The sequence below is a fragment of the Candidatus Kaiserbacteria bacterium genome, assembly GCA_017134395.1.
GTDB lineage: Bacteria > Patescibacteriota > Minisyncoccia > Phycocordibacterales > UBA2100 > UBA2100.
The window spans coordinates 462,872-475,070 of record CP070993.1 but is presented as its reverse complement, the minus strand read 5'-3'; the positions used below and the strand labels follow the sequence as shown (position 1 = coordinate 475,070).

Annotated in this window: 16 protein-coding genes and 1 tRNA gene; 11 read left to right on the top strand and 6 right to left on the bottom strand. The window is 42.1% G+C overall.

Translation table 11 applies throughout. From position 1 onward, the window contains the following. Both JXR01_02500 and ruvA read right to left on the bottom strand, forming a co-directional pair. A complete protein-coding gene (locus tag JXR01_02500) occupies positions 1 to 1,278 on the bottom strand; it encodes a UDP-N-acetylmuramoyl-L-alanyl-D-glutamate--2,6-diaminopimelate ligase (GenBank protein ID QSH39154.1) in 1,278 nt (425 codons plus the stop codon). 10 nt (positions 1,279 to 1,288) lie between these two features. Beyond that, positions 1,289 to 1,852 (bottom strand): Holliday junction branch migration protein RuvA, encoded by a 564-nt coding sequence (gene ruvA / locus JXR01_02495; GenBank protein QSH39153.1) that lies wholly within the window; start codon positions 1,850 to 1,852, stop codon positions 1,289 to 1,291. Positions 1,853 to 1,911: 59 nt separating this feature from the next. Between ruvA and rpsT the strand changes: the two genes are divergently transcribed. Further along, positions 1,912 to 2,175: a 30S ribosomal protein S20 gene (rpsT, locus tag JXR01_02490; protein ID QSH39152.1), complete on the top strand. Its 264-nt coding sequence runs from the start codon at positions 1,912 to 1,914 to the stop codon at positions 2,173 to 2,175. 249 nt (positions 2,176 to 2,424) lie between these two features. Here rpsT and JXR01_02485 read toward each other — a convergent pair. From JXR01_02485 to JXR01_02475, 3 genes are all read right to left on the bottom strand, one after another. After that, positions 2,425 to 2,496, bottom strand: a tRNA-Arg gene (locus JXR01_02485). A gap of 163 nt (positions 2,497 to 2,659) precedes the next feature. Beyond that, entirely contained in the window at positions 2,660 to 3,121 is a 462-nt protein-coding gene (locus JXR01_02480) for a hypothetical protein (GenBank protein QSH39151.1), read from the bottom strand. A gap of 21 nt (positions 3,122 to 3,142) precedes the next feature. Further along, positions 3,143 to 3,547, bottom strand: coding sequence for a prepilin-type N-terminal cleavage/methylation domain-containing protein (locus tag JXR01_02475; protein QSH39150.1), 405 nt, complete (start codon positions 3,545 to 3,547; stop codon positions 3,143 to 3,145). Between the two features lie 55 nt (positions 3,548 to 3,602). On the opposite strand from JXR01_02475, the gene JXR01_02470 reads away from it, so the two are divergent. The 10 genes from JXR01_02470 (at position 3,603) to JXR01_02425 (ending at position 11,617) form a co-directional block, all read left to right on the top strand. Beyond that, on the top strand, positions 3,603 to 4,619 hold the full coding sequence (locus tag JXR01_02470; protein ID QSH39149.1) for a YvcK family protein: 1,017 nt from the start codon (positions 3,603 to 3,605) through the stop codon (positions 4,617 to 4,619). Next, positions 4,612 to 5,556, top strand: a complete 945-nt coding sequence (locus JXR01_02465; protein QSH39148.1) for a hypothetical protein — start codon at positions 4,612 to 4,614, stop codon at positions 5,554 to 5,556. Before JXR01_02470 ends, JXR01_02465 begins: the two co-directional genes overlap by 8 nt. Positions 5,557 to 5,627: 71 nt before the next feature. After that, positions 5,628 to 5,897: a metal-sensitive transcriptional regulator gene (locus JXR01_02460; protein ID QSH39147.1), complete on the top strand. Its 270-nt coding sequence runs from the start codon at positions 5,628 to 5,630 to the stop codon at positions 5,895 to 5,897. Between the two features lie 2 nt (positions 5,898 to 5,899). Next, positions 5,900 to 6,808 (top strand): DUF1573 domain-containing protein, encoded by a 909-nt coding sequence (locus JXR01_02455; protein ID QSH39146.1) that lies wholly within the window; start codon positions 5,900 to 5,902, stop codon positions 6,806 to 6,808. A gap of 18 nt (positions 6,809 to 6,826) precedes the next feature. Next, positions 6,827 to 7,312 (top strand): DUF1573 domain-containing protein, encoded by a 486-nt coding sequence (locus tag JXR01_02450; protein QSH39145.1) that lies wholly within the window; start codon positions 6,827 to 6,829, stop codon positions 7,310 to 7,312. A 13-nt stretch (positions 7,313 to 7,325) separates the two neighbouring features. Then, positions 7,326 to 9,329: a cadmium-translocating P-type ATPase gene (cadA, locus tag JXR01_02445; protein QSH39144.1), complete on the top strand. Its 2,004-nt coding sequence runs from the start codon at positions 7,326 to 7,328 to the stop codon at positions 9,327 to 9,329. Between the two features lie 6 nt (positions 9,330 to 9,335). Then, the gene (locus tag JXR01_02440) at positions 9,336 to 9,722 is read left to right on the top strand and encodes a DUF302 domain-containing protein (protein ID QSH39143.1); all 387 of its coding nucleotides are present in this window, start codon (positions 9,336 to 9,338) and stop codon (positions 9,720 to 9,722) included. Positions 9,723 to 9,729: 7 nt separating this feature from the next. Next, positions 9,730 to 10,440: a thioredoxin domain-containing protein gene (locus JXR01_02435; protein QSH39142.1), complete on the top strand. Its 711-nt coding sequence runs from the start codon at positions 9,730 to 9,732 to the stop codon at positions 10,438 to 10,440. 3 nt (positions 10,441 to 10,443) lie between these two features. Then, on the top strand, positions 10,444 to 10,986 hold the full coding sequence (locus tag JXR01_02430) for a hypothetical protein (protein ID QSH39141.1): 543 nt from the start codon (positions 10,444 to 10,446) through the stop codon (positions 10,984 to 10,986). A gap of 19 nt (positions 10,987 to 11,005) precedes the next feature. Next, entirely contained in the window at positions 11,006 to 11,617 is a 612-nt protein-coding gene (locus tag JXR01_02425) for a DUF3105 domain-containing protein (GenBank protein ID QSH39140.1), read from the top strand. A gap of 66 nt (positions 11,618 to 11,683) precedes the next feature. Here the strand turns inward: JXR01_02425 and JXR01_02420 are convergent, their stop codons facing one another. Beyond that, positions 11,684 to 12,094 (bottom strand): hypothetical protein, encoded by a 411-nt coding sequence (locus JXR01_02420; protein ID QSH39139.1) that lies wholly within the window; start codon positions 12,092 to 12,094, stop codon positions 11,684 to 11,686. Positions 12,095 to 12,199 lie beyond the last annotated feature (105 nt).

Genomic DNA, 12,199 nt, shown 5'->3' with positions numbered 1-12,199 from the left:
TTATATAGTAGCAGCACTTTTAGTATCACCAAGTGCTGCCTGTAACTCTTCACGTGCCACAGTAGCGTCGCTCCAAGGCTCTTTGTCACCGTTAGCGCGCATAATATATGGATCAGTTCCTTTTCCGGTTATAAGCACTGCACTCTCGGCATTACCTTTTGCTAATTCTATTGCTGCTCGAATTGCGCGCCGACGATCCATTATAATTTCAGGCCTCGTGTTCATTCCAGCTGCCATTTCTTGCACGATAGACTCAGGGTCTTCATCATACGGATCTTCATCAGTAAGGATAACTCGTTCGCAGTATTTTTCTGCAAGTGCTGCCATTTTGGGACGTTTCCATGTATCCCGGCCACCACCGGTGTTTCCAAGGACGCATATTTTCTTTTTGTTTGGGAATGCCTGGTAGAGTTTCTCAAGAGATTCGATGGTGTGCGCGTAATCTACAATAACTTTAAAATCTTGACCAATTGCAATAGGCTCTACTCGTCCTGGAATAAGCTGTGTTGCTTCAAGTCCCGCCTTAATGTGCTTGATGCCCACTCCTATGGCGCGTGCGAATGTGGCAGCAGCAAGCATGTTGTATGCAGTGAATTCACCCGGAATAGGAGAGTGTATGGTGGTACCTTCAAATGTTATTTGTGTGCCGCTTTCGGTTGTAGACCATGGTTTTGCATACTCAAGTGTAAAAGGTAGCGCTCTGTCCACATGAAGTGCTAAGAAATCAGCCCCATGTTCATCATCGGCATTTGCCACAATAATCCGGGAGGGTTTTTTCGATTTCTCTAGGGCTTTTCCAATAGAAAGTTTTGCAGCAAGATAGTTTTCAAACGAACCGTGGGATTCGATGTGTTCAGGAGTGATATTTGTGAAAATGAGCGCATCAGTCTCAATGTTGATATGACGAAACTGGCTAGCACCTTCAGATGTCATTTCAATGACAGCCCAATCACAGTTGGCGTCAACTGCTTTTTTAAGAAACTTTTGCAGAAAGAAGCGGCCAGGCATTGTCATCTTGAGTTTATTGGGCTCACTATGTGATCCCATTTTAAAATGGATAGTACTTACAAGTGCCGTCTTGTAGCCAGCGTGCTCTAATATACTATGTACCAATTCACTGACACTCGATTTTCCTTTTGTGCCAGTAATAGCAACAACGTTTATTTTCTTTGAAGGATGTCCGTATAATTGTGCACCAACCCACGCAAGAGCGTGGTGGTAGAGAGGCGCTATCATTTGGTACAGCGGTTTTGGTATGAGTCTTTTGAGTGTATGCATATAGTAAATATTACTGAGCGAGCGCTTTTAATGCCTGCTTTAAGCGTGCGTTAGCACCTTCGACATCTTTTGGAACAGCTTTAAGCGCGGTTCGCGCTTCTGACACCGAGTACCCCATTGCGGTGAGAGCGTCAATTGCGTCTGCATCTTCTTTCAGTGACGGGTTTTCGCTTAGTGCTCCTACCTTATCACTTAACTCAAGTACTATTTTTTGAGCACTCTTGGCACCAATGCCAGAAACCTTTGTGAGGTATGAAGTATCTCCTTGGGAAATCGCACTGGTGAGAGTCGTGACATCAGCAAGACTAAGTATGGATAGGGCAGACTTTGGACCAACACCTGAAATTCCGATGAGGAGTTCAAAGAAAAGCATGTCTTCTCGTTTAAGGAATCCATAAATATCAAGTGATGTCTCTCGAACAGCTAGATGTGTCCATACTGCTGCTTCTTTATCCTCTGGAGTATGAGCTAATGTTTCTGGAGTAACAAATACTTTATAGCCAACGCCACTTACGTCGAGAATTATGTATTCAGGGTCTTTTCCCACTACTGTGCCGCGTAACTGTATAATCATTGAACAAATCATACCACGAGCATTGCGTTTCGTAGATAAATACAGTATATTGCCCATTCATGGCAACATCGAAATCAGGAAAGAAGTCAGTTATACAAGCGGAAGCCCGTCGTGTTTTCAACGTACGTCGTCTTCGCGCTATGAAAGAGGCAATGAAAGAAATTGCTACTCTTGTTGGTAAAAAAGAAAAAAAGACCGCCGAGGAGCTTCTTCCAAAGGCATACAAAGCAATTGATAAGGCAGCAAAACGCGGAATTATAAAGAAAAACAACGCATCACGAAAGAAAGCTAAGATTGCTCGTGATGTTGCAAACGTAGCATAAAAACCGCCCAATTGGGCGGTTTTTTAATTACCTTTGTGGTCACGAATCACTAAGTATAATTTTCACACTTTTACGTAGGAGTCGGCGCAGCTCACTAACTCGCTCCGCTCCTAAGTGGCTCCTGCCTTGACTCGGCGACAAGCACTCGTTTCACTCGTCTTGTATACCGCCTCCGTCTTTCGACTCCTAGCTGAATCAAGAAACCCAAAAACCGTAACGCTTAATCGCGTTACGGTCTTGGTTTTCTAGTGCTCCCGCTAGGAGTCGAACCTAGATCTCAGGTTCCGCAAACCTGTATTCTATCCATTGAACTACGGGAGCGACTTTGTTTTGTTTACAAAACAAGAAGTGCCTTGGTGGTGCGACCAATTTTTCTTAGAGCTATGCTCTTAGAAATAATGGAAGTACTCTTGTGGTGCGACCCTTATACACAATAGGTATAAGTAGGCACTACTATACAAAATTACTGGTGTATTACCAGTTATTAGAAACCAAATCTCTCTAAGATGCGTTGCACAAAGGGTTCTTCAAGCTCTTCTTCTGGAAGAAACTGTTCAAGGTACGCTTGTACTGATTCAACATCTGTATCTTCCAAAGAGGCAATAAGGTGAGGCGTCATAAATTTACGTGCGTCAATGATGAGTTCTGCGTGGTCAGTTTCTCTGTCTTTAATCCAAAACGATATAAGCATTTGGTATGGATAGAGCGCATTGTCTATACGTACTCCTTGGGGGGTGAGTGCAAATTCAAGTTCTCGAGGAGGGCGAGCCGAAAGAAGGGCAAGCGTAAATGCACCCACAAGAATTAAAAGGGCAAAGAGGAAGTTTTGAAAAAGAGCCGCAACTAAGGCACTCGAAAAGGCAACGATTCCAAGCGCCCAAAACCAGTCAGATCCTTTATCTGTGTGGGAGTGTTCGTATGCTTTCCAAACGATGTTTTGTGGCATGATACGTATGTGACACTACTGCTAATTAGAAACTGTGTTGGTACATCCTTGAACATATTTTTGTATTGAATCAGTTTCGAGACAGAAGGTAATAGTGTAGTTACCTGGACCAGATGTTTGGTAAGTATAATCGTACGTTGGGCTTACGGGATCGCCACTAATTCCTGAAATCACCCCATTATTTATAAGTGTCGTTGACACAGGATCAGAACCTGTAATGTTTACTGCCGAGGCAGAAATAGGGAATTGGTTGCCTTCAATATAATACATCCCAAGCGCTTTTTGTAATTCTCGAACGTCTTCTACTCTACGAGTGTCACGTGATTTTGCCTGGAGTGTTGAGAATGTAACAAACATTATTGATGCAAGCATGCCAATAATTGCCATGACTACAAGCAGCTCAATAATCGTAAAACCACGTTTCATACAATGCATTGTATCGACATACTGCTTTCTATTCAATAAGATTAGATGCATAGCTATGGAAACAACAAAAAATAGCCGACAGCCACGCATAGTAACTATCGGAGGAGGAACGGGCAGCTTCGTACTTTTGTCTGGTCTTAAGGAATTTCCTATACACATATCAGCGATTGTTAGCATGGCTGATGACGGGGGTTCGACCGGAGTGCTGCGCGATGATTTAGGAGTGTTGCCGCCAGGTGATGTGCGGCAATGCCTTGCCGCGCTTGCTCGAGCAACTCCTGAAGTGCGAGAGCTATTTAGCTATCGATTTTTGCATGGTGATATAAAAGGACACAACGCCGGTAATTTATTTCTTTCTGCACTTGAAAAGATAACAGGTAGTTTTCCAAAAGCAGTTGCAGTTGCAGGAAAGATTCTCAATGTATATGGACGGGTACTGCCAGTTACGGAGGGAGACATGCGCTTACTGGTAGAATTGAATAATGGTGTCGTTCTTGAAGGGGAGAGTTATCTTGATGATGATGAGCGCGTGCGCGAACATGGCGTAAGAGAGATTTCGCTCGCGTACCCAGTTACTGCTTCAGCTGAAGCACTTGAAGCAATTACAAAAGCAGACCTCGTAGTGATTGGTCCGGGTGATGTGCACGGGAGCATTATTCCCAACCTACTTGTAGAAGGTATCTCACAATCATTACGCGACACATCAGCACATATCGCAGTTGTAGCAAACGTTACCAACAAAAAAGGGCTCACCGGTGGATTTAGTGCACATACCTACGCAACAACAGTTGAAAAACACTTACGTGGGAGAAGTATCGATGTGCTTGTATGTAATACTGCAGAACCGAGCGAAGAGTTGGCACGGCGATATGAAGAACAAGAAGGAAAGGGGATGTTTGTATCATGTGATACTCACAAAAACACCACACGTATTATTGGAGAGGATTTCCTCAATGAAAAAACAACAGAAGGTGGCACGGGCGATGCTCTTGCACACACACGCTCATTCATTCGTCATGATAGTCGTAAGCTTGCAGATGTTATCATGAGGTATATTAAAGAATATGTATAAGTTTTGTTACATTAGTCTCATCGTACTGTTTCTTGCCACTGCAACAACTGCTTCTGCCGCAACAACTGCCGGGTTGGTAAATGGGTTGTGGTTTTCAACTGACCCAATAACGAATTTTGGAGAAACAACCGTATATTCAGTGTTGCATAATCAAACTGACGAACAAATACAAGGTATTGCAACGCTTGTTGTTGACGGAGAGGCGGTAAAGGCCACTGAAGTAACTATTGGAAAAGGAGATATAAAAAGGGTGGGCATCCCGTACGCCTTTGGTGTCGGCAGCCACACGATACATATGAGTTTTACTGCAGGTAATAGTAGTGAAATTACAAACACTGAGCTCGCAGAGCGCACTATTTTTGTGGTAGCGGACACTGATGGAGATGGTATACAAAATACTACCGATCCAGATGACGATAATGATGGCATTAACGATAGCGAAGATAGTGAACCGCTGATTAAAAATATACTTCCTAAAACCTCCTTTGATGTTACTGAATCAGGAAAGGTGTTATTAGACAAGATAGTGAGCCGAGCACCACGTACAAAATTAGAAGAACAAAGTGCTCCTGAGGATACTGAGCAAGAGAAAGAAAAAGGAGTAGTGGCAACAACATTTGAGTCAATCGAAAACACTCGAAAGAAAACTGCTGAAGTATTGCGAGAGTATGAAGAAACGCAACGTGCTGCGCTTGCAGAAATAGAGCGGTCTGAGTCACTTCCTGCCGTTGAAGGGTTTGAAAATGAAATTAAAACAGCAGAAGAAAGTAAAAAACGGGAACATCAAATAGCAGCTGCGAGTGCCTCTGTTGCTGGAGTTATGATAAGCAAAGCGTGGATGTTTTACGCAGAGCTTGTGGTGCTTACGCTCGGTGCTCTGCACTTGCTCTGGGTTGGTTTGAAAAGACGATTTTTCCGGTTAGGAGAAGAAGAGTAGTAAAAGCCCTCACACGCTCTATATAATACAGACACAATTGATCGTTTGTCATTATACCCCTATGGGGTATAATGGAATTTGTGAAAGCTGATAAGAAATTAGTGAACAATCGCCTAAAGAGAATTGAAGGCCAAATCAGGGGTCTCCAAAGAATGGTGGAAGAAGATACATACTGCATTGACGTTATTACTCAGACGTCTGCCATTCGTAATGCCTTGAGGGGAGTTGAGGATGTGTTACTAGAGAAGCACCTGTCTTCTTGTGTTATTACCCAGATTAAAACAGGTGAACAGAAGAAAGCAGTGACTGAAATTTTGAAAGTATATAAATTAAAGAAATAATTATGAACAATTCCAATGTATTTACGACGGTACTTATTTCTATCCTCGTTATTATTCTAGGATTCTTCTTCTTAAATAATGTCACACACATAGGATTTCATACTGGCCATAATCACGATCATGACCACGATGAACATGAATATGGTGGAATGATGGATATGATGTTTGGTCATGATGAGTACCATACAGATTACGTAGATAGCTATGAAATGAGCCCACGAGATGTCGTAGAAAAAATTAGAAGGAATAAAGATATCGTGCTTCTTGATGTAAGAACTCCAGAAGAATATGCAGAAGTTCATTTAGAGAACGCACTACTCCTTCCGGTCGGAGAACTTTCAGCGAATACACTTGCCGGCATTAATCTTGGGGATAACGCAAAGGACAAAGAAATAATCATATATTGCCGTAGTGGCGCTCGCAGCAAACAAGCATATGACATTATGAACTCTCTTGGCTATACAAATATCACCAGTGTCGCAGGTGGTATGGTGCACTGGCAAGAAGATAAGTATCCATTCACTGAAACTGGGGAGTATGACGGCACTGACTCAAATATTACTTCGGTAAACGATTCTGATGCACGCATATCCTTTGATCGCGCAGTGCACGATTTTGGCGATGTTCCCCAATCTCAAGGAATTCTTCAAACTACCTTTACGGTGAGAAATACTGGGAAAAGTCTCCTTAATATTGGCGAACTAAGTACTAGTTGTGGCTGCACCACAGCAGAGATATCGAATGAAAATATTGCACCTGGTGATGCGGCTATTCTGACCGTTTACTTTGACCCCGACTTTCATAAGGAGCCTTCAGATAAGTTAACTAGAACTATTTTTATTCCAACAAATGACCCAAACAATCTTGAGGCAGAAGTGAAAATCACGGTTGATATCTTAGAAGGCGAATAGGTAACATATATATAAATTATGAAAACAAATACTGCATTACTTATACTCATAGGAGCTCTTCTAGTCGGAGGAGGCATTATGCTCTTGTCGGATGGTACAAACCAAACAGTAGAGAGTAAACAAACTACAAGCTCTTCACTGTTGACTGTCGATAGGCAGATGCACGACTTTGGTGAAGTAGATATATTCAGTGGAGTAGTTACCACAACTTTTGCCCTAACAAATGGGGGCCCGGATGACGTTGTAGTTACAGAAGGCACAACCAGTTGCGGTTGTACTAACGCTGCACTTGGAGGGATTAGCTTCGGTATGCACGAAGAAATGAATAAGGAGTTTGTTATACTTGCCGGAGAGACGAAAGAGTTGACTGTTATCTATGATCCACTAGCCCACGGTCCTTCAGGAACAGGGCTTGCGCAACGATCTGTATTTTTAAAGACAAACGCGAGCGCTACGCCAGAGCTAGAGGTACGAATTAAGGCGTTAGTAGTGAAGACAGAATAGGAATCTAATGCGTATGGATCACTCTTCACACATTAACCACAAAGAGAAAAGTTCTTCACATGCGAGTCATGGCGGACATGGAATGGATCATGGGTCAGCGAGTTCTTACCTAAAAAGGTTCTGGATTGTTACTTTCTTATTACTTCCATTAGCTCTTACCAATGAGTTTATTGCTGGTTTGCTCGGTATCGGAGAGCTGGGATTAGGGAAGTGGATTCAATTTATTATCGCTACTATTATTTTTGGATTTGCGCTGGTGTTTTTCAAACACGCGTGGCATGAGATAAAAGCGAGACAGTACGGCATGATGACTCTCGTATCACTTGCTGTTGGCGCAGGGTACTTATTTTCTGTCGCCTCTACGTTTATCGTAGTTCTTGAGGTTGAATTTTATCTTGAAATTTCAACGCTGGTTTGGGTGCTTTTGTTTGGTCATTATCTAGAAGCAAAATCGAGCGGAGCTGCGGGAAATGCCCTGCAAGAAGTTGCTAAATTGTTACCGAAACAAGCTCACAAACTTGTAGATGGGAAAGAAATTGATGTTGATATAGCTGAGTTACAAGAGAAAGATGTAGTTATTGTAAAACCAGGAGAAAAAATTCCTGCTGACGGAATACTAATCACTGGGTCGGCTAACGTAGATGAGTCACTTATTAGTGGAGAATCAAAACCAATAGAAAAACACGAAGGCGATGAAGTAGTGGCAGGTTCGATTTGTTTAGATGGAGCACTGACAATAGAGCTTGTTCGTGTCGGAGAGCATTCGACCGTCGGACAAATTCAAAAGTTAATAGAAGAAGCCGGAAGAACAAAGCCACGATCACAAAAAATTGCTGATAAAGCTTCAGCTATATTGACGTTTGTTGCAGGAATAACCGCACTTCTTACACTACTGGTCTGGACTCTTATCATGGGAGAAACGTTTGTATTCGCCATCACTCTCGCAATTACAGTGTTAGTGATTGCATGTCCGCACGCACTTGGTCTCGCTATTCCAACTGTTACAACAATCACGACATCACTTGCAGTTAAGAATGGATTTTTTATCAAAGACCTCTCTAAAATAGAGGTTATTCGAAAAACAGATTATGTTGTGTTCGATAAGACAGGAACGCTGACAAGAGGAGAGTTTGGTGTGACAGAAATAGTTTCAAAGGAGGAATCAGATAAAAACAGGATTATTGAAATTGCTGCTTCTCTAGAGCAACATTCTTCTCACATCATTGGACATGCAATAGTAGCTCATGCAAAGGAGAAAAATATTGCATTATCGGAAATCTCTGATTTCCGGAACATCGCAGGACAGGGAATTACAGCAAAGGTACACGGTGAAGAGTATTTTGCTGGAAATGAGAGACTAATTAAGAGTTTGCAGTTTGACCATGAATCACCGAACGCTATTAATGGGACGATAGTATTTGTCGCTAATAAAAAAGAACTACTCGGTTACATTGTTCTCGCAGATGCAATAAAAAAAGAATCGTACACAGCAATAAAAGCGCTGCACGATATGGAGGTAAAAGTTGCAATGCTTACAGGAGATAATGAGCAGGTGGCGAAAGCTGTATCGGATGAGTTGGGAATTGATACCTACTTTGCGAATGTGTTACCAGAGGACAAATATACGCACATAAAGGATCTCCAAGAACAGGGAAATATTGTTCTCATGGTTGGTGATGGGGTAAACGATGCTCCTGCACTTACACAAGCAAATGCCGGAGTAGCAATTGGTGCAGGAACAGATGTCGCGGTTGAATCTGGCGATGTTGTTTTAATGGACAATGACCCAAGTGACATTGCTCGTCTCATTACACTGTCTAAAAAGGTGTACTCAAAAATGATACAAAATCTTGTATGGGCGCTTGGGTACAACATAATCGCTATTCCGGCCGCCGCTGGAGTATTTGCTGTTTGGGGATTCTTTTTAAGACCTGAGATAGGAGCTTTGGTCATGAGTCTTTCAACTGTTATTGTTGTAGTCAACGCAATGACGCTTAAAAAAATTAACTTACAATAAATTACTATGTCATACGGATATACGAAAAAATCAACACTAAACTTCGAGAAAACGGTCGAAAAAACAACGGAGGAACTATCAGCAGAAGGCTTCGGTGTATTAACTACAATTGATGTAAAAGGTACTCTGAAAAAGAAGCTGGGTGTTGATTTTGGTAATTACATAATTTTAGGTGCGTGTAATCCACCATTTGCTCACACAGCCTTGCAAGCAGAACAAGAAATAGGACTGCTTTTACCATGTAATGTTATTGTGTACGAGAAGGACGACGAGGTTTTCGTTTCTTCTATTTTACCAACAGTTGCTATGTCTATGGTAGAAAGCGAAGACTTACAAAGCATCGCTCAAGAAATTGAAGATAAATTAAAAAAAGTAATAAATAATGTAAAGTAAAAAATATATGAAAGGACAACAACTAGCAGTACCAGTAGCAATAGTTATCGCAGGAGTGCTTGTAGCAGCAGCAGTGGTTATCAGCAGTAGCAATCCAGCTGGTCAAGCTTCAGCCGATACCCAAGAACAACAAGCAAATGGGTCTACGGATGCAGTGAATCCCGTGACAGCACAAGACCACATTAAAGGAGATCCGAACGCCCCAGTAAAGATTGTTGAATATTCAGATTTTGAATGCCCATTCTGCAAGCGTTTTCACGAAACAATGAATCAAGTTATGGATGAGTACGGGGACAGTGGCGAGGTTGCATGGGTGTATCGTCAATTCCCACTCGACCAACTACATCCAGTAAAAGCACGTCGTGAAGCTGTAGCATCTGAGTGTGCCGCAGAGTTAGGTGGTAATGATGGATTTTGGCAGTTTACCGACCGCTTTTTTGAATTGACGCCATCGAATAATCAAACCGACTTGGACACAGTTATCCCACAGATTGTAAGAGAGATTGGGCTAAATGAAGCTGCTTTCAATGAGTGTTTGGATAGCGGTACGTACGATAGTCATATAGAGGAAGATATACAAAACGCTATAGAAACTGGTGGACGCGGAACGCCGTGGAGTGTAGTGATTGGGGCAGACGGTACCACCTACCCACTTTCTGGTGCACAACCTTATGAAGCGGTAAAACAACTCATAGAGATTGGTTTAGATAGCAAATAACGCATGATGGATGGTATATACAAAGTATTTCGCAGTCCTTTCTATATCGCCCTTTCGGTAGGAATCGCGTTACTCATCTTTACTTTTGCAGTACTGCTACCTAACTTCGCATTATTGTGGCAGATACTCCCGAGTCCGAGTATTGAGTTACGTGACAAAGTCACACTTGTTCTCAGTTTATCTGAATCCATCAAGACAAACTTTACAGTAGTGTCAGCAACATACACCATTCTTATCGCCATCTTGTTTGGAGTTAATGTTTCATTGTTCGCGTACTTTGTTCGTAAACAAAAAACAATCATACGAGGGACGAATTCAATGGCAGGTGTTGGTGGTTTGATTAGTGGAATATTTGGTATTGGATGTGCTGCCTGTGGGACTTTCATTCTTACATGGATACTTGGATTTATTGGTGCTGCTGGCATAATTTCGTTCTTACCATTAGGGGGTGAGGAATTTGGAATTCTCGGTGTGGCGCTACTCATATATGCTGTTGTAACAACTGCAAAAAAAATTAGCGAACCGCAAGTATGTGTAACAGATTAGTCATTAAGTGAAAATCAATATGCAAAATGAAGAAAATATAAACCAAGAACCACAACTTAGTAGAAAGGAAAAAATAGATAACAAACGAGCCGCAAAAGAGCATCAGCGTGCAAGAAGTATTCGTTCAAAAAAAATTAAGAAAATAGCAGTATGGTTGGTGGTATTTGTTGCCTTGGGTGCCTTGATATATTGGGGTATTAGTGCCGCTGAAAAATCAGAGGAAGCACGGCCAGGCAAACAAGTCGCCGTGATGGGAGCGGGGCATATAACCATAGGTGCAACACACGATCCATACAATACGAATCCTCCTACATCAGGCGCGCACGGTGCCCCGGTTAATTTTGGTGTGTACCAAGATGAATTAATCGACGAAAATGTAGTCCATAACCTTGAGCATGGAGGTATTTGGATCTCATATAAAGACTTAAGCCAAGAGGATATTCAGAAACTCGAAGATATTGGAAGAAACTATTCTGGTAGAACTGTAGTCTCACCGCGGTCAGCAAATGATAGCAACATTGCTGTTGCTTCGTGGGGTAGACTACTTGAGCTTGATACTGTGGACGTTGAACAGATTACAGAGTATGTGAAAAGAAACTTTAACCGGTCTCCTGAGCAACTCGCTAGGTAATTATCAAGTTACAAAAAAGCGCGCGTCCCAAAGGTCGCACGCTTTTGTTTATGTCAACAACACCGCTTATGTTAGAACATAAAGCCTTGTGATTGCAGTAGCACAACCAGCGTTAAAAGCTTTCTTTCCCAGCTCAGAATTGAAAGGTTCAAGCGCAACAATTTCGAACGCTACTACTTTTTCGAGGAATTCTTCTGGTATCTGAGCCAATACTTCAGCTACAGACGGTTTAAAAAGCGGACGTGTCCAGTAATGAAAAGTATTGATGTCACACAAGACCGTAAGACCTTTCTGTCTTCTCCACTTTAGTTTTGCTCCCCATAAATATGCGGTATCACGCAAGTTTTCCCGCTTTATTTTGACTCGGTGAAGATTGTCACCTATTCTAATCACCGGCTTGATTCTTCTGAAAAGTTCATCAAGCGCTTCTTCTGAGATTTCTGGAACCCAAATAATTTCTTTTTCCTGTGTTTCCATAGCAGGATACCCTTTCTTTCATTTGAGATGGAGTCAATACGAACAAGCTGTGCGCAGTAGAGCATAAAAGTTTATTTATGTCGATACGGAGAGGGAGGGATTCGG